Annotated in this window: 12 protein-coding genes and 3 pseudogenes; 9 read left to right on the top strand and 6 right to left on the bottom strand. The window is 55.0% G+C overall.

What is annotated here, in order from left to right:
• Positions 1 to 290: 290 nt before the first annotated feature.
• From Poly41_RS27955 to Poly41_RS27935, 5 genes and pseudogenes are all read left to right on the top strand, one after another.
• A complete protein-coding gene (locus Poly41_RS27955) occupies positions 291 to 1748 on the top strand; it encodes a chemotaxis protein CheA (RefSeq protein ID WP_146530668.1) in 1458 nt (485 codons plus the stop codon).
• Complete coding sequence (locus Poly41_RS35175) at positions 1631 to 1957, top strand: response regulator (protein WP_231616006.1); 327 nt, start codon at positions 1631 to 1633, stop codon at positions 1955 to 1957. The genes Poly41_RS27955 and Poly41_RS35175 overlap by 118 nt, the downstream gene beginning before the upstream one ends.
• A 79-nt stretch (positions 1958 to 2036) precedes the next feature.
• Positions 2037 to 2249, top strand: a pseudogene (locus tag Poly41_RS35815) (response regulator); the annotation flags it as partial.
• Positions 2250 to 2484: 235 nt separating this feature from the next.
• Positions 2485 to 3118 (top strand): annotated as a pseudogene (locus tag Poly41_RS27940) (CheB methylesterase domain-containing protein).
• Positions 3119 to 3642: 524 nt separating this feature from the next.
• Entirely contained in the window at positions 3643 to 5151 is a 1509-nt protein-coding gene (locus tag Poly41_RS27935) for a sulfatase family protein (protein WP_146530665.1), read from the top strand.
• Positions 5152 to 5182: 31 nt separating this feature from the next.
• Here Poly41_RS27935 and Poly41_RS27930 read toward each other — a convergent pair whose 3' ends face one another.
• Positions 5183 to 5935 carry an AraC family transcriptional regulator gene (locus Poly41_RS27930; RefSeq protein WP_146530664.1) on the bottom strand — a complete coding sequence of 251 codons (753 nt, stop codon included), beginning with the start codon at positions 5933 to 5935 and terminating at the stop codon, positions 5183 to 5185.
• Between the two features lie 257 nt (positions 5936 to 6192).
• Here Poly41_RS27930 and Poly41_RS27925 point away from each other — a divergent pair, with 257 nt between their 5' ends.
• The 4 genes and pseudogenes from Poly41_RS27925 to Poly41_RS35165 all read left to right on the top strand — a co-directional run bounded on the left by Poly41_RS27925 (position 6193) and on the right by Poly41_RS35165 (position 11904).
• Positions 6193 to 9372 carry a DUF1553 domain-containing protein gene (locus tag Poly41_RS27925; RefSeq protein ID WP_146530663.1) on the top strand — a complete coding sequence of 1060 codons (3180 nt, stop codon included), beginning with the start codon at positions 6193 to 6195 and terminating at the stop codon, positions 9370 to 9372.
• A 9-nt stretch (positions 9373 to 9381) separates the two neighbouring features.
• Positions 9382 to 10803, top strand: a complete 1422-nt coding sequence (locus Poly41_RS27920) for a DUF1501 domain-containing protein (RefSeq protein WP_146530662.1) — start codon at positions 9382 to 9384, stop codon at positions 10801 to 10803.
• Positions 10804 to 11623: 820 nt separating this feature from the next.
• Positions 11624 to 11713: pseudogene (locus tag Poly41_RS35810) on the top strand (transposase); the annotation flags it as partial.
• Between the two features lie 41 nt (positions 11714 to 11754).
• Positions 11755 to 11904, top strand: coding sequence for a transposase (locus Poly41_RS35165; protein WP_231616000.1), 150 nt, complete (start codon positions 11755 to 11757; stop codon positions 11902 to 11904).
• Between the two features lie 2 nt (positions 11905 to 11906).
• On the opposite strand, the gene Poly41_RS27910 is transcribed toward Poly41_RS35165, so the two are convergent.
• The 5 genes from Poly41_RS27910 to uvrA form a co-directional block, all read right to left on the bottom strand.
• Positions 11907 to 13100, bottom strand: coding sequence for a hypothetical protein (locus Poly41_RS27910; protein ID WP_146530660.1), 1194 nt, complete (start codon positions 13098 to 13100; stop codon positions 11907 to 11909).
• 21 nt (positions 13101 to 13121) lie between these two features.
• Entirely contained in the window at positions 13122 to 13409 is a 288-nt protein-coding gene (locus Poly41_RS27905; protein ID WP_146530659.1) for a hypothetical protein, read from the bottom strand.
• Complete coding sequence (locus tag Poly41_RS27900) at positions 13372 to 13887, bottom strand: TlpA family protein disulfide reductase (RefSeq protein WP_197231712.1); 516 nt, start codon at positions 13885 to 13887, stop codon at positions 13372 to 13374. The genes Poly41_RS27905 and Poly41_RS27900 overlap by 38 nt, the downstream gene beginning before the upstream one ends.
• Positions 13888 to 14113: 226 nt before the next feature.
• Complete coding sequence (locus Poly41_RS27895; protein WP_146530657.1) at positions 14114 to 15394, bottom strand: hypothetical protein; 1281 nt, start codon at positions 15392 to 15394, stop codon at positions 14114 to 14116.
• Positions 15395 to 15511: 117 nt separating this feature from the next.
• A complete protein-coding gene (gene uvrA / locus Poly41_RS27890) occupies positions 15512 to 18394 on the bottom strand; it encodes an excinuclease ABC subunit UvrA (protein WP_146530656.1) in 2883 nt (960 codons plus the stop codon).
• Positions 18395 to 18721 lie beyond the last annotated feature (327 nt).

Genomic DNA, 18721 nt, shown 5'->3' with positions numbered 1-18721 from the left:
TCCATACACGGCACCTGGACAATTAGCCACCTCGAAACGCGTCCATACGAGACCTGCGGAAACATCTTGGCCACACCTTTCCCGGTTCGTTCGTTGTATCGGACAAAACTGCCAATTAGAACGGTTGTTTAATCGTCCCACCCCCAGCTAAAGTCGATGAAGCCATTGGTCAGGAATCGCCAGAAATCAAGACTGATGATCATCCCGATCACCAAAGCGAATCAAGGAACGAGGCTGTTGCCGTCTTAGCCGATGCAGAGTCCGAATCACCTGATCGAGGACTTTCGACCGTGCCGGCTGGCGTGACCGATGCCGCTACACCGGATCAGGTTGAACCGACCGACGATCCAGAACCCGTCGTGTCACCGGCATCCCTGGTGCCAATCGACGCGACCGGCACCGGCGAAACGCATACGTCGGACAAAGCGGCCGGTAAGGTTGCCGAAACCATGCGAGTCGAGATCGACCAACTGGATGGCCTGATGAATCTGGCCGGCGAGTTGGTTGTCAATCGAGCGCGCTTTGTGCAGATATCCCGCCAGATCAGTCCGGCGCATCGGAAAGCCAGTACGTTGAATCGGATCCGCGATTTTTGTGACAGCTTGCGTCACACGATCGATGGCCTAGAGAATGATACGGCGGAACCGTGCGATCGTATTGCGTTGGTCGAGCAATTACGTCGCGGTTTGGAGTTGATGGACGAGCATTCAGAGATCTGGGAACATGATCGTGGCTACCTGGAAAAGTTCGGCGAAGCAATTGATCAACTTTCGTGGGTCTCGCAGAGTTTGCAAAAGGGAGTCCTCGACACTCGAATGGTCCCCGTCGGTCCCCTCTTTAATCGCTTCAAACGTGTTGTCCGCGATTTGTCCAACGAACGTGGCAAACGTGTGAATCTGCGGATCCGTGGTGAGAAGACGGAGCTCGACAAGCGGATGATCGACGCTCTGGGGGATCCCTTGGTGCACTTGGTACGAAACTCGATTGACCACGGACTTGAATCACCACAAGTTCGCCGGGACAACGACAAACCGGATGTAGGAACGATCTTTCTGGAGGCCACACACAGCGGCAACAACGTCTCGATCCACATTCGCGATGACGGCGGTGGAATCGACGTTGAGAAAATCAAAGCGAAACTGGTCAGCAACCGAGTTTTGTCGGAGTCGGCCGCTGGCGAATTGAGCGACGAGCAGGCTTTGGATTACATTTGGCACCCCGGATTCAGCACGGCCGGCGATGATGATGTGGTCACGGTGCAGGGAAAACGAACCATTGACGTGCGAGACGAATTCATTCCGCTGGTTACGATCGACGAAATTTTGGATTGGCATGATATCGATTCTGGTCACGACGGCCCCGGCGGCAGAGAATCGGATGGCGATGAATGCGATGCCGAAGTGCAGGCATCGGAAGTGGTGATCTTGCAGATCGCCGGCAAGACCATGGGATTGCGGGTCGACGAACTGCTGGGCAGTCACGACATGGTGATCAAGTCGCTTTCGGATAACTTTTTCGATATACGTGGGACAAGAACCGATCGAGTTAAAGCAAACAATCGGCGAGAAACAAAGAGATGGCAACCAAACGCTTATTATTCGTCGACGATGCCCTGTTTATGCGGAAACGCATTCGCGAGATTGCGGAATCCGCCGGTTGGGAAATCGCAGGTGAAGCGGAGGATGGCGAACAGGCCTTGTCGCTTTATCAACAAGAAAAACCGGACCTCGTCACCTTGGATATCGTGATGCCCAAGGTCGATGGCGTGTCGGCGCTAAAACAAATGATGCAGCACGATCCGCAGGCACGTGTCGTCATGGTCAGCGCAGTGAATCAAAAGCCGAAATTGGCCGAGTGCATCCAAGCCGGTGCGATTGATTTTATTGTCAAACCGTTTGATAAAACGTTGCTCCGCGAATTTTTCATAAAGTCATTTGCTGCCAAAAGCAAACCGTAGGAAGAGTATCGTGAATTCCTGACCGACTAAAATTCTGGTGGTCGACGACTCGGCGCTGTACCGCTAGTCGATTCAGAATGTGCTGCGCGGAGTCGAAGACGCCGAATCGGTCGGCAGTGCCAAGAACGGCGTCGATGCGTTGGAAAAGATCGAGCGTTTGGATCCCGATTTGCTAACGCTTGATGTAGAAATGCCTGACATGAATGGCATCGAGTTGTTGCGTGAGATCAAACGCCGACGACTTCGTCCCAAAGCGATCATGGTCAGCAGCTTTACGGCGGCCGGGGCACAAGTGACCACGGACGCCCTGATGGAAGGAGCTTTCGATATCATACTCAAACCACACGGTAACGATTCCCAATCGAATCGGCAACAACTTCAAGACGAGCTGCAGCAGAAACTCTCTGCCTTTCGTGAATCGTCTGACGACGCCGGGCCCCGCAGGCAGACTGCACGGCAACGAGTGGAGGTCGAGGAACGGATCGACACGGTACCCGCTCCCCGCTCCCCGCTCACCCTGCTTGGCAATGATCTTGGGAACGTCGACGGGCGGCCCTGTGGCGCTCAAGGCCGTGTTGCCAAAACTGCCCGCGGAATTGCCGATCCCCGTTCTCGTCATTCAACACATGCTGCCGACGTACACATTCCTTGGCGACTCGACTCGATTCCCTCTGTGAATTGGAGGTGGTCGAAGCGACCGACAAGATGGAGGCCATCGCCGGAAGGGTCATCATTACCGCTGGCGGCAAGCAAATGAAACTGATCTCGCGCGGTGACCGGTTGCTTGTTCGATTGACCGACGATCCGCTCGAAAATGGCGTTCGCCCTTCGGTGGATTATACGCTTCGTTCGGCTGTAGCTGCACTCGACGGCAATGCCCTTGCGGTCATTATGACGGGCATGGGACGTGACGGGCTGGAAGGTTGCAGAGTCTTGAAACAGGCTGGCGGCTATGTCTTCGCACGAAATCAAAGCGATTACGTGGTCTATGGCATGCCAAAAGTTGTCATTGAGCAACAGCTTGCCGATCGTACGTTGCCGCTTGGAAAGTTGGCCCCGGGAGCCTCGGCACTCGAGCATCGAATGACTTACCCACAGATTCTGCGGAACAGCCTTAATTTTAGGGTTCGAGGGACCGAAGGGCTCGCGCCCTGCCGCTAAAACTTGTAGCGGAACGGCGTGAGCCGTCCGGTCTCACTCTAATTTTTAATCTGGACAACGCACTAGCCCGGAAATCAGCATACGAACCGTAACGATTTAGCTGGACAGCGTCACTTTAAGAGCGGCAAATTGCGATAAATCGCCCACAATGTCGCGATGTCCAGTTCGTCTGCTGTTTGACGCTACAGTCGTCATGGACGAGTCGCTGTTTGTGCAGAAGATGGGCAACCTCGAGAAAGACGCCGGTGAGGACCGTTCATTCGATTGAGCAACGATCGCTTTGAAACGAAACGGCAATCGATGCCCACGAAGATGAGAGTCCCTATACAATGAGGTGTTCTGGAATTCGGTCCGTGAACTCACCACTTATTGATGCACCCGGGAAGCGAGGAATTTCCTTCGAACAATCATTTAAGACGGATGTGTGCCCGCTCCAAAAGCATTCACGCTGGGTGGTGTGTCCAAGCACAACCCCTACATTGATACATTGCCTGCACCTAGCAACAACACAAAGAGGTCCAACGATGAGGAAACAACTTGCACTAGTCCTGTCGGTACTTGCGATGATGGGATTGTCGCCGCAGCTTTCCGCTTCCGGTCCGCGGCCCAACGTGGTCGTTCTTTACGCGGATGATATGGGCGTCGCGGATGTTTCCTATGGTGACGCTGGATCGAAAATCCAAACTCCGAACCTCGATCGTCTGGCGTCCGACGGCATGGTGTTTACCGATGGCCACAGCTCGTCGGGCATTTGTACTCCGAGCCGTTTCGCGATGCTCACCGGTCAACATCATTGGCGGAGATTTCATGGTATTGTGAATGCATTCGGTGGGCCCGTTTTCGAGGCCGAAGACTTCACCATCGCCAAGATGTTCAAGAAACGCGGCTACCGGACGGCATGCTTCGGCAAGTGGCATCTCGGTTGGGATTTCGATGCGATTCGCAAGCCCGGCGTGGAAAAGAAGGACTGGGTCAAAGCCGATTCTTATGACTGGACCAAGCGGTTTCCCGGAGGTCCAATCGATCGAGGCTTCGATCACTATTTCGGCGATGGCACGATCAACTTCCCGCCCTATTGCTGGATCGAGAACGACCGGTTTCTGACCATCCCGACCCAGCCGGTTATCAAATCGCAACCGCTGGCCGGTGGCGGTTCGTTTCGTCCGGGTCCGATGGCCGAGAGTTGGAATCCCTACGATGTCCTGCCGACGATCACCGAAAAAGCCGTCGAGTGGATTTCGAAGCAAAAGGATGTTCAGCCATTCTTCGTTTACCTCGCATTCAACGCGCCTCATTACCCGATCGTTCCGAACGAGGAATTTCACGGGAAATCGAAGGCGGGCTACTATGGTGATTTTGTCGTTGAAACCGATGCCATGATCGGCAAGGTGCTTGCTGCGCTGGCGGAACGCGGTTTAGCCGAAAACACCATGGTCGTTTTCTCCGCCGACAATGGGCCTGAAACGCATGCTTTTCAAAGGCTGGAAGAGTTCGATCAATGGAGCTCCGGAGATTTTCGGGGAGTGAAACGCGACATCTACGAAGGCGGACACCGTGTTCCCTTCATCGTGCGCTGGCCCGGCCGGGTCAAGAGAGGTGTCGTTTCTGATGAAGTGGTGAGCCAGGTTGACCTGGCTGCGACTTTCGCGGCCATGATTGATCACCCGCTGGATAAAGACGAGGCCATCGACAGCTATAACCTGCTGCCAGTTCTGAATGGTGAAGACTATGCTCGTCCCTTGCGAACGGCTACGGTGCAGAACACCTCTGCAGGGAAGTTTGCCTTACGCCAGGGAGATTGGGTGCTGATCGATGCGCCAACTGGCTCCGCGAAAAAAGAGTCGAACGACTATTTGAAGCATTTCGGACTTGAATCCTATGGAACGGGGCATCCTGGCCTGTTGTTCAACCTCAAGGAAGATCCACGCCAATCGAAGAACCTGTATGCGAAACACCCCGAAAAAGTAGAGAGCATGCGCAGCCTACTCAAACGCTACACAAACGGGGAACGTTGCGCGCCGATCAACAGATAGAGCCTTGAAGCAATCAACATACCATTGGGGGTCACGACGATGCATCATGATCGCGAGTCCGATACTGCGTTGGCGAGGTGTTCATGATGCAGCGGAAACGACGACTGAAATGTGCATGGTCGTAGAATCCGCATGTCAACGCAATCTCAGCAACCGTCTTCTCGGTTTCCAACAACATTTTTGCAGCGCGTTCAATGCGAATGCCCATCAAGTATTGGCGTGGCGAGGCTCCAAATGCGCGGCGAAAACGGCGTTCGAATTGGCTTTGGGAAAGCCCCGCCATCTCGGCCAGATCAGCCGTCACCAAGTTGTCAGCGAAGTGTTGGTGTAGGTGCTCAATGACTTTCGCAAAAGCCGCCACGGTTCCTCGCGGTTCTCGGATTTCCTCGATTTGGCGAGAGAATCCCGCGACACCGATGATTTGTCCACGCGAATCGCGTAAGGGAACTTTGCTGGTCATCACCAATCGCGGTGAACCGGCTGACTCGGGTGCACTCTCGACACGGTCGATGATCGGTTTGCCGGACTCCAGCACCCGCAAGTCGTCCGCACGGTAATCGTCGGCTCGCTGCTTGGGGAAAAAGTCGTGATCCGTCTTTCCGATTGCCTCCGCCTCGGTGGGTACGCCACAGTATTCACAGCCGCGCCGATTCAGGGCGATAAATCGTCCCTGCCGATCCTTCACGAAGAACGACAGTCCCGGCAGCAGATCGAGCATCGCGAACACTTGCTCGTACGACTCCAGACGTCGAAAAAAACGGTCTCTCAGGCTGGTAGATTTCATGCCTTGATTTTACACGGCGCTGGCGCGTTTGTGCAAGACAACGATTCGGCTGTGGAAGAAAATAGGTGCTTCATGTGAGGGCATCCTTTTTGGTCAAGCAACGATTGAATCATCAATAAGCTCGCGAGCAATTACCAAAGTTATCTATGCCAATGATTAACGCGTTTCCTGTTATCAAAACACGATTCCCGCGACTAACGGGAGCGGGCCAAAGCACCGTTGAACGAAAGCTCGCATCGCTTTGGCCGTGCCGCCCTATGAGACAATTCACCCGTGTCGTTTCTGTGTTCCTTTTGCTGTTTTGCGTCAGCATTTCGTCGCGTACCGCGGAAGCAGATGACATCAACTTCAATCGCGACATTCGTCCGATCCTTTCGGACAAGTGCTACTTCTGTCATGGGCCGGATGCAGAAAACCAGCAAGCGGGATTGCGACTCGATTCGCGCGAAGGGGCGATCGACGTGATCGAGTCAGGCGACCTGATGGAAAGGGTCAGCAGCGAGGAACCCGATGTGTTGATGCCACCACCGCAATCGAATTTGGGGTTGAGCGACGCCGATCGAACGATGCTGAAACGTTGGATTGATGCAGGTGCACCCTACCAGGGTCATTGGGCATTTGAGCCGTTGCCGGATTCGGTGCCACTGCCCAAGACGAAAGGTAATGGCAGCCGTGAGCAACCGATCGACCGTTTCGTGCGGGCAAAACTTGCGGAAGCCGGCTTGAAGGCTGCCCCGCCGGCCGAGCCGCTACGTTGGCTTCGCCGGGTAACGTTGGACTTGACCGGTTTGCCGCCAACGCCCGATCAAATAGAAGCATTTGAAACTTCGATGGCCGAGTCGGGTGCATCCGCATACGAGCAAACGGTCGATTCCTTCTTGAAGTCGCCCGCCTTTGGTGAACACATGGCAGTCGCATGGCTGGACGCTGCTCGATATGCCGATTCCTATGGCTATCAATCTGACAAGTTGAATACTCAGTGGCCCTACCGCGACTGGGTCGTCAAAGCCTTCAACGACAATCTGCCCTATGACGAATTCCTCACATGGCAATTGGCAGGCGATTTACTCGAAGACCCTACGCGAGACCAACGGCTCGCCACGGCATTCAATCGTATTCACCGATTGAACAACGAAGGCGGCGCTGTTTTTGAGGAATGGCGAATCGAGAACGTGGCAGATCGCGTGAACACTTTTGGAACGGCGGTGTTGGGGTTGACGATGGAGTGTTGTCGCTGTCATGACCACAAGTACGATCCGATCTCGATGCGAGATTACTATTCGCTTTCATCGTTTTTCAATTCGATTGACGAAAGTGGCGTGTATGATCGCACGGAGAAGGTTCCATGTCCATCGATCTTATTGCCAACACCCGAGCAGCAAACGGCGTTGGATGAAGCGAAACAAAATGTAACGTTAGCAGAACGAGAATTCCAGCAGGCGTTGCAAGAATCAAAGTTGCGATTTGATCATTGGAGACAATCAGCACCCATACCGCTTGCGATTCCCGATCTGCGGCTGGCAATGGGCTTTGACCGCGGTTTCGATGATTCGTTGAAAGAGGTCTACCATCCGTCCGAGTCCGATCGGACTTGGTGCAAGATGCCCGAATTAGTCGAGGTGGTCGACACGAACGTCGCCCGACTTGATCCAGCGATCGCAGCCGACAAAAGTGATTCTGATGAATCCATGCCGCGACAAGCCATTAAGCTAGATGGCGAGCGAGGAGTGACGACCAGAGGAATCGAACCGTTTGATCGCTGGATGCCCTTGAGTGTGGTCGTGACGTTTCGGGAAACCAAGCGAGTCGCCGAACGTAGTTTGATTGCCCATCACACCCGCGGAACGGATTGCGGCTACAACGGTTGGGATTTGACAATCGAAAATGGGCATTTGGAGTCGCGGATGTATCGCGTATGGCCGGGGAATGCGATCGGAATTCGCACGGTTGATCCGATCCCCGTTGACCAGTGGCACCAAGTCGCCGCGACGTATGACGGTTCATCGATGGCCACGGGCTTGTCGCTGTTCCTAAACGGCAATCGGCTTGACACCATGGTGCTGCGTGATGAACTCAAGAAAAGCTGCAATGTATTGGTCGATCACGGCGGCGAGTTTGTCGTCGGCCAGCGGTTCCGTGCTCGAGGGCTCGATGGGGGATTGATCGACGACGTGCGTATCTACTTGCGGTCGTTGACCCAACCGGAGCTTTCGCAGTTGGCGACGGGCCAACCATCGGAGGTCGACGCCAGTTACTTCGCGTCGGCGATTGATGAAAACGCTCGCGAAGCGATGCGAAAATTGACGGAGGCTCGAAAGGAGTTCGTCATGGCCGAAGAGGTCATGGACGAGATTCCGGTCATGCGAGAAATGGATCAGCCGCGCGAGACTCATGTGTTGGCACGTGGCCAGTATGACGCTGTGACCAGCGACTCCACAAAAGTGGATCGTCACGCGTTGCCCGCCGTGCCAATTCCCCTGCCTAAAGACGCGCCGGGAAATCGTTTGGGATTGGCGAAATGGGCGACGCACCCGAATCATCCGCTCACCGCGAGAGTCGCGGTCAATCGCTTCTGGGGCAATTTCTTTGCATCGGCACTGGTTCGTACGCCCGAGAATTTCGGATCGCAAGGTGATCTACCCACGCATCCCGAATTGCTGGATTGGTTAGCTCGAGATTTTGTTAGCAACGGTTGGAACGTTAAGCAACTCTGCAAAAAAATCGTCTTGTCCGCAACCTATCGGCAGGACTCTCGGACGGATGCAGAGACCGTCGCCGCCGATCCCAGCAATGAGTTGCTTGCTCGCGGACCCGCGTATCGCTTGGCCGCCGAGCAAATTCGCGATGTGGCCCTCGCGGCGTCGGGATTGCTCAATCTCGAATTCGGCGGCCCGCCAGTGTCGCCCTATCAACCGGGCGGGGATCTTTGGAAAGAGTCCAACGGAATGTCCCCTCCCTACCAACAATCGGTGGGGCGATCACTCTATCGCCGATCCTTGTATTCGGTTTGGAAACGCACCGCACCGCTCCCAAACATGATGGCGTTTGATTCAACGACACGCGAAGTCTGTACGGTGAAACGTTCCCGTACGAATACGCCGCTGCAGGCCTTGGTTCTATTGAACGACGTTCAGTTCATCGAAGCCTCCCGCGTGTTGGCGGAGCACTTGATCACCATCGAGGATTCCGACCAGCGAATTGAAGCCGCATTCCTTCGGCTGACTGGCCGCCGACCGGACGAGACGGAAAGCCAGGTGCTTCGTGGACTGTTGGAAGAGGAGCAAGCGTATTACGCGAATGACCTCAACGCAGCAAAAAGCGTGTTAGCCCTTGGCGAGAAGCCCTCTCTGTCCGATGTCGATCCCGCGAAACTTGCCGCATTCACCATTCTTTGCCAAGCCATCCTGAATTTAGACGCAACCATTTGGAAGCGATAGAAGTCGATCATGAATCAAGCAAACCCATTCGCGGTCAATCGTCGAGTTTTTCTCGAGAAGAGTGCATCCAGCGTTGGTGTTGCCGCGCTGGCAAACATGCTCGTCCAAGACGCCGGTGCGACAACCCAAACAGCCAAGACACACTTCGCCCCCAAAGCCAAACGAATTATCTATCTGTTTCAATCCGGTGGGCCGGCGCAGCAAGATTTATTCGACTACAAGCCATTGCTCAATGAAAGGAACGGTGAAGAATTGCCCAAAAGCGTCCGTGGGGAGCAACGGTTGACCGGGATGTCCGTCAACCAATCGTCGTTGCCGCTGGCCGGTTCCAAGTTCAAATTTTCGCAATACGGCCAATCCGGCGCTTGGTTAAGCGAGTTGCTGCCATATCATCGTGACATCGTCGACGACGTTTGTTTCATGAAGTCGATGCATACTGAAGCGATTAATCACGACCCAGCCATAACCCTGTTCCAAACGGGTTCACAGATCGCCGGTCGACCGTCACTGGGTGCTTGGTTGTCATATGGACTGGCCAGCGAGAATGAGGATTTGCCGGCGTTCATTGTCTTGGTGTCGGCCGGGCAAGGCGGTCAGCCGTTATATGCGAGATTGTGGGGCAACGGTTTCTTGGATTCAAAATACCAAGGCGTTCCGTTCCGTGCTGGCAGTGATCCGGTGTTGTACCTGTCGAATCCAGAGGGTATCCCCGAATCACGTCGGCGCAGGCAGTTCGATGCAATCAATTCGCTCAACCAACATCAATTCTCCAGGGAACTTGATCCGGCGATTGAGTCACGGATCGCACAATATGAGATGGCGTTCCGGATGCAATCGAGCGTTCCGGAGGTGACCGATTTTTCGGACGAACCTGAATCGACATTCGATCTTTATGGAGATGATGCGCGAAAGCCGGGGACCTTCGCCGCGAACTGTTTGCTCGCACGGCGGTTGGCTCAGCGTGATGTTCGTTTCATCCAGCTCTATCACCAAGGGTGGGACCAACACTCCAACTTGCCCAAGCAAATCGTAGGGCAAGCAAAAGAAACGGATCAAGCTTCTGCAGCATTGGTCAAGGACCTCAAACGATTGGGATTACTCGAGGACACGCTTGTAATTTGGGGCGGTGAGTTTGGGCGCACGTCCTACACGCAAGGCGTTCTAACCGCGGATAATTACGGGCGAGATCATCATCCACGCTGCTTCACAACCTGGATGGCAGGCGGGGGGATCGCGCCAGGAATGACTTACGGGGTAACCGACGAGTTTGGATACAATGTCGTCGAGAACGGCGTCCATGTGCATGACTTCAATGCAACGATTTTACACTTGATGGGCATCGACCACGAGCGTTTAACCTATAAGTATCAGGGCCGCCGTTTTCGCCTCACCGATGTTCACGGCAATGTCTTGAACGACATCTTGGCCTAATACCTGGTCCCATGGCGGCAAAGTCACATGCATCCGTTTGGCTAAGCCACATTCATCGCCCATGCTTAAAAGATTGGTTTTCGCTGTATCGAAGGCTCAATTTGTATATTTGGCTCCTCGGACGAATTAGTGGGTGAAAACCATCGAATATGGGGCACTCGGGATCGGTGATTTGGAGTGCCTTTGCCGGTGCTCAAACACTCGCTCGGCGCTCCGCGGAAGGGGCTCATCCATACCATTTGGCTCTCCCACGCAATGGGTGGGTAGCTTTTTGCCATCTTCATTCCGATCCCCCGGTTTTTTAAGGCATTTCAGGGCAGAAAGAAGGTGTTCAGCGTCATTCCATCTCGAAGCCCAAAAAGAAACCCCGGAAAGACACGCTCGTTCGACCCTTTCCCAGCGAGAAACTCTGGCTCATCCGGCGGAAGCGTGCGCAGGAGGTTTTCGAGGCATCTCTCCGGTGTCCCATCATTGCTGGCAGGAGCTATTTTCACTTGTTATCGTGCAGTTGCCGGGAGAAACGGAGTGGAGCTCTGCAGAGGTACAACTTGACAAGGGATATCCCGGTCGACGGTGCGCCAAGGGTGCTACCGGTTCCCTGCGGACGACCGTCCGTCGGGGACTCTTTTCTAAGAGATCATTGGACACCGGAGCCATACCTCCAAAAAACCTCGAGTCTGGGTTCCGCGCGCTTCCGTCGGATGAGCCGAAACTCTTCCCTTCCTGGCCCAGTTATCTCTCGGTAGGATGCTCCTCAGCAGAGCCTGCCTCCCGTTTGACTGGGGCATTCCTCAATAGGAAGGAGAACAGACATCCAATTGTTTGCAGTGACATGTGGCAGGCGTACTTGAAAGTGATTGCCAAGAAGGTCCCTCACGCGATTCGTATCCTGGACCGTTTTCACGTCATGCATCGGCAGGTAAGTTTCTTGATGCTTGGTGTACGCGCGCGATGAGAAGCAAAATCGATCCGATGAAGGATTTAGCCAAGACGCTCCGCAAGAAACGCGAATTGCTGCTGAACTGGTTTCGAGCCGGAGGGACGTTGTCATCCGGCGTTGGAGAAGGTTTTAACAACAAGCGAAAACGGATTACCAGATAATCCTACGGTTCTAGCTTCTTCTGCTGCGTTTGGCTCAAGTCTTGCGACTTTAGAAATCGATAGCTGCGACGCACCACGAGAGAATCTTGACTTTCAAGCAGTGACATTGCTTCGCTGAACGCTCGATCGGAAAACACATTCCCCCGCTCCATAAGACTCAATAGCAAATGGACTTCGTAGTGGCTTTCCGCTCTACTGAGCCAGCCCGTGAGTCGGTCAAGATAACCGTGGGGCAGGTCAAGAGTGGTCTCTCTCAATTTCTCAAGAAACCGGATCCTCTTGCCCGGGTCTGTCACCAAGCATTTCTCTTCACAGCAGCGAAAGAAATAATCGACACCGGTCTCGCTTGATGCCTCTGCCAAGAAGGTCAACGCGGGACCGGTCAAGTTCGCGTCGCCGTATCGCATGACATGGACGACAGCCGCAAGGGTGTCCGTGTCAAACCAACCCTGTATTCGCAGTTGATCTGCCGCAAAGACGACATACTGCTCATTTTCGCTTTGTAAGTATCGGATCAAGTCCTGCTTATCACTGGCGCGAAGGGTCATTTCGCGAATCACCTTTGCGACTTGACCATGACTCCAATGCCAAAGTGTGAGACAGGTGTAGGCCGCCCCAACAACGACGGTATTTCGCTTGGACAACAAGGTGGGGCCGGAAATTGCGTCGACATCGGAGCCCGCTTCCGTAGTGCTCTTGGGGAGGGTGATATCGCCCCACCCAATCGACTTCAGCTGTGAGTAGGGGTCGGAGAGAATTTGATGCAAACGCTTATGGTCGGCAATCGAAAAGGGTTTGTGCCCACCTTTGGTCAAGTTGCCGCCCGACGGGATTTCGTACCGCTCGTAATTTCCCAGAGGGTCGAAATGGATACGAACCGTGATGATTTCACATCTGGCATCCGCACACACGACGGAATCGACATCCATGAAATACTCACTTGGATCTCCTCTGGCATCGAGAACCTGGACCACATCGGTCTCCATCACTTTCGTGTGGTCGGGGCCTTCGAGTTGGATCTGGCGGGAAATCGCCGTGGTGGCTGGAGAGTCACCGGCGTGAATCGCCGGCGGCGTAGCGACAAACAATGCACCTATCAGGACGAGCAATTGTGTGGGAATTGCGAAACCGGTTGTGGCAACCCGATGGATGCCGACGTGGCGAACCATCCCGTCTATCGGTTCTCGATCTACCATTGATTCCTCTACCCAGGATTCTCAGCCTTTGCTTTCCTCGGATTCCGATTCCTTCTCATTCGAAGATTCGGTCTCTTCGTTGGCTTCCACTTTGGGCTTCGATTTCTCAGCTTCGTCCAAGTAGTTTTGCAGGGTGTCTTGGATCTGTTTATTCCCATCACCCTGCTCGACCGCCAATTGCTGCCACTTGATCGCTTCCTCGAGATGATCGAGCTCGTAATGGCAGCGGGCGAGGGTATCCAGAATCGACGCATCCTTGTCTGCGCGGATTTCAGACGCTCTTTGAGCAGCCTTCAGTGCAAGTTCCAAATCTTGCGATTTGCCACTGGTCGCTGTCCTCCAGGAATCCGGTCACGGTCGACTCATTTTCGCGCGTGACCCCGATGAATGCGACCTCGTCACTAAATTCAGATTGCAATGCACTAATGTGAGGCATTCCTGCGCGACACGGTCCACACCACGTCGCCCAAAACTCAACGACGTGCACCTTGCCTGAAAGCGTTGACTCGACCGGTTCCCCCTTGATCCATTTTGCAAGGTGCAAACTGGGGCTGGGGTCGCCGATTCCGAGCTTCGCCGGGGGCGTGTCCGATTGACGCGTGGGCAAGTTTGGGACCGTCGCCGTTGCTTCCGCTCCTTCTTCGGCGGAGGAGACCGTCGACCCGACCAGATCGGCTGCCGCCGGCGGAACGTTCTCCAATTCTCGGCTCGCGACGTCAGAATCGGTCTGCCGGTCGCATCCAACGGCTAGCAACGTCGTCAGCAGTGTTAGCGTGAAAAGAGACAACAATCTTGCAGACCGATGCGCGGCTTGGCATCGTTGAAAACCTGAAGATCCCATGACAACTTTTCTCCGGTGGTGGTGTGTGCTTGGGAGTTGCCTCCCCGTGTAAGTGTGATCGTACAGCCTCGACCAAGGAAACGCAACTTTCGTGTCCTTTCCAACAGGGTTGCCGAGTGTCCCGTGAAGCATTCATTGGCTCACGTTGCGACGCATCATGCAGAGGCTCTGGTCACCCACCAGAGCGTAGTTCCGACGTCATCCTTTGAAACTCTTTGCGGATCGCAGCATTGTTGAATTCGCGAAGAGCCGGGACCTGCAGCTTCATCAAGGCTTCGAAGTCACGTCGCCCCGTGTTCATCAACGCCGCGACGTCGCTCGACAGCTTGACGGTATTGTACGTGTTCATGGCCGTGGCCAGATTCTTCTGGGCCCGTTTGTTCTCAGCCGCGATCACCTCCGCATTTCGCTGCAGGTACTCGATGTACAGATTCGCAGTTTTGCGAGTCAATTGATTTGACACAATATTCGCTTCGAGCAATTTTGCGTCGCCGCCGTCAATCTTGATCAGCACGCGGGCTTGGTCGATGTTCTGTTCGGCCTGAGCTGCAAATTGATTGAGTTTGGGGATGTGTTTTTCGTGGATGTCGCGAACGAATGTCGTTTGAATGCGGTCCATCACATGGATCATCACCACGTACATCCCGTAGTATTTCTTCGACACGTCAAGTGCTTCGCCACTCTCTTCGGTCAATTGCTGCAACTGGGCAGTGACATGCTTGATGTTGTCGAAAACAACCGCCATCGTAACGATGTCGTCACCCGAGACGGAGGACAGCAAAGACTCCACACCCTCTTGATCGACTTCTACTCCAATCTTTGACAGCTCCTCGGCAAAGGACCGTTTCAAATCAACGAGACGTTTCTGTTGGGTTTTAATTTCAGTGGTCTCGTCGGCGATACTCTCGTCGAGAGCCTCCTTGGACAGGTCAAACGGATTCACTTTCTCCAGCTGACTCTGGTCCTTTGCCCACGATGCCGAAATCCTTTGTCGTCGATAGTCCGCAATGTTCGCATAAGAGGTTGAAATCGCCGCATTCGCATCCCGGATTCGCTGGCGATAATCGGTTACTTCCGAAACGCCCAGAATTTCGATTGCCTGATCCAACAGCTCGTTGATCTCCGCCGAGTTGGACTGCTTGTCGGCCTTGAACGGAAGTCGCGAATGGTCCGGTAGGCTGGCATGGAGATCTACCCGCTCGCGTGCCTGGTCCAGCACGGGGAGGACACCTTCAAATAGCTTGCCGAACCGCTGCTGAGAACGATCCGCCGCGGTAGCCACGGCGCCCGCCACCTCTTCCGGTGTGCCCTCGATCGGTCCTGTCTTCGTTGCGGCCACCGCTTCGGCACTCGACGCATCGGACGCGTCATCGGCGCGGAACAGATTCTCTTTACAGCCGCAGCAACCGAAGACCAGCACGGCAAGTGTCAACAACGGACGACAGCTTCGCATGAGATTCCTTGATTGATCAATGGTGGTGGATGCCTAGCGAAATCGGCGTGTTTCTCCCGATTGTATTCGTTTACGCCTATCTATCTTGGTACCCGTTGTTCCAATCGGCAAAAGAGTTCAACGTCGGCCCTTCAGGATATCCTGGAGGAATCGTCCAGTGTAACTCGACTTGATCTTGGTGACTTGCTCCGGTGTCCCTTGGGCCACGATGCGCCCGCCGGCATGGCCTCCTTCCGGTCCGAGGTCGATGATCCAGTCCGCGGTCTTGATCACGTCGAGATTATGCTCGATCACGATGGCCGAGTTTCCAGCCGCGACCAGTCGATCCAGCACCGCCAGCAGCATGCGTATGTCCTGGAAATGGAGACCGGTGGTGGGCTCGTCGAGGATGTAAAGTGTGCGGCCGGTGTCGCGCCGAGCCAACTCGCGAGCGAGTTTGATGCGCTGCGCTTCGCCACCGGAGAGGGTGATGGCGGATTGGCCAAGCTTGATGTAGCCGAGTCCCACATCGAGCAGCGTGTCGAGGGTCGCGGCGATCTTGGGCTGGTTCGTGAACAGGTCACGGGCCTGTCGCACCGAGAGTTCCAATACTTGGGCGATGGAGTGATCTTTGTAGCGCACCTCAAGGGTTGCATCATTGAATCGTTTCCCTTTGCAGGTTTCGCAGGGGACGTAGACGTCGGCCAGGAAGTGCATCTCGACCCGGACGAAACCATCCCCCTTGCACGCTTCGCACCGTCCGCCTTTCACATTGAAGGAGAAGCGGCCTTTCTTGAATCCGCCCATTTTGGACGCTGGTAAGAGGGCGAAGAGATCGCGGATGTGATCAAAGACTTTCGTGTAGGTTGCGGGATTGCTCCGCGGCGTGCGTCCGATAGGGGCCTGGTCGATGTTGATCACCTTGTCGATATGTTCCAGCCCTTCGATTCCGTCGTGATCCCCTACCTCTTGATCCGAGCGGTGCAGGTGACGGGCTAACGCCGGGTAGAGAACCTGGTTGATCAAGGTCGATTTTCCGGCGCCGGAGACCCCGGTCACGGCCACCAGGAGTCCCAGAGGAATGGGGACCGTGATATCGGCCAAGTTGTTCTGCCGTGCTCCGTGGACGGTAATCCACGATGGTTCCTCGGGACCGGGCTGCCGCCGCTGGGCTGGGCAGGGAATGTCCTCCTTGCCGGCCAGGTAGCGTCCGGTCACCGATCGCGGATTGCGTCGGATCGCGGCGGGCGTTCCCTCGGCGATGATTTGTCCACCCAGCAGACCGGCGCCGGGGCCGATGTCGACGATCCAGTCCGCGGACTCCATCGTTTCCCGATCGTGCTCGATGACAATTAGCGTGTTACCGATGTCGCGGAGGTGACGGAGTGTTTCGAGCAGCCGGATATTGTCGCGCTGGTGGAGGCCAATGGAAGGCTCATCCAGGATGTAGAGAACGCCGGTTAACTCCGAGCCCACTTGCGACGCCAAACGGATGCGTTGAGACTCGCCGCCCGATAGTGTCGGGCCTTTCCGCGAGAGGCTCAGGTAATCCAATCCGACGTTCATCAGAAAACGAAGACGGTTTCCGATTTCCTTGAGTAACTCTTCGCCGATCAGACGCTGATTTCCGGCCAGGGCAAGACCCGAAAGGAAATCATGGGCCTCTCCGATGGTCATCTCCGAAACCTCGACGATGGACTTGCTGCCGACGTGTACGCCGACCACCTCCGGCTTAAGCCGAGCTCCGTTGCAGGTCGCGCATGTCTGCTCCGCCAAAAAGCCAGCGTAGTACTTCTTCTGATGCTCGGACTGGGTCTGCTGGTATCGCCGCATCATCATCGGCACGACACCCTCCCACGTCAGACTCACGTTGGCTTGGATCTTCTCAGAGTCCCATTTGACCTTCAATTCACGATTGCCGCCGCCGTGAAGAATGATGTCCCGTTGCCGCTTGGGCATTTTGGACCAGGGCCGATCGAAGTCGAAGCCCCACTGCTGCTGCATGGCCGCCAACTGCCGACCTCCCCACGATCTGGCGCCACCCCGTTTGACGTAGCCCGACCATGGCACAACTGCACCTGCTCGGATCGAGAGAGATTTGTCGGGAACGATTCGATTGGGATCCATGGTCACGCGGTTTCCGATCCCGTTGCAATCCGGACACATGCCCTGCGGCGAGTTGAAGGAAAACAGGGTGGGCGCCAGGGCAGGGTAGGCCCGGCCGCAGCAGGTGCGTGCCTCGCTCAGTGCGATATCCTCGCGCTGCGGCACATGAACGAGCAACCGTCCTTGGCCAAACTTGAGACATTGCTCCACCGAATCGGTCAAGCGGCGTTTGAAATCCTTGCCGGGTTTGAGAATCAGCCGATCCATCACGATCTCGATGGTGTGCTTCTTCTGCTTTGGTAATTTTTGCACGTCCCCGAGCGACTGGATCACCCCGTCGATGCGCACACGCGTGAATCCATCGCTCCGCAGTTCTTTGAGTCGATCGCGATGTTCTCCCTTACGATTCTCGACGACCGGTGCGAGCAGCATGATCTTCGTCTGCTGCGGAAGACCTAGAATCTGATTGACCATATCCTGAGCGTTTCCCCGGCCAACTGGATTGCCACAGTCCAAACAGAACTGCTCGCCGATGCGCGCGTAGAGCACGCGGAGGTAGTCGGCGATCTCGGTGATCGTCCCCACCGTGGAACGTGGATTGCGGCTGGCGGTCTTTTGGTCGATGGAGATGGTCGGGGACAGCCCTCGGATCATATCGAAGCGTGGCTTCTCCATCTGGCCGATGAACTGGCGTGCGTACGCAGAGAGCGACTCCACGTAACGTCGCTGCCCTTCGGCGAAGATCGTGTCGAACGCAAGTGAGGACTTGCCTGATCCCGATACGCCCGTGAAGACGATCAACCGCTTTTTGGGCAGCTCGATGTCGACGTTTTTCAGGTTGTGCTCCCTCGCACCCTTGACGACGATTGTGTCCAGCTCGACCGTGCGTTTTTGTTTTGTTTTTCGTTGCGTCATTCTAAATGCCAAAACCCACCGAGACCCTCAATGGAGAGTGGAAGTGCTGATGATACCGTACGGAGTGAAATGGTTTGCTACAATCGGTATTGCGCCGTCAAAATGAGACTGGCTCTGCTGCGAAGCAACTAGCCAGAGACGCGATCTAACGGCAAAAAGGAATACGGCAGCGGGATTGGCATATGCAAGAGGCCTTGTCTCGCGAACATGGCCGGATGGGCACAGTGTTTTCGAGGGGATCGAGCAGGGAGAAACGCATTGGTATTGAGGGTCAAAATGAATCAAATCACAAGTAAACTATCCGAGAAGCCAAATTATCCGAGAAGT

Origin of the sequence: Novipirellula artificiosorum, from assembly GCF_007860135.1 — a bacterium.
Lineage (GTDB): Bacteria > Planctomycetota > Planctomycetia > Pirellulales > Pirellulaceae > Novipirellula_A > Novipirellula_A artificiosorum.
This window is presented reverse-complemented; position numbering and strand designations above follow the sequence as displayed.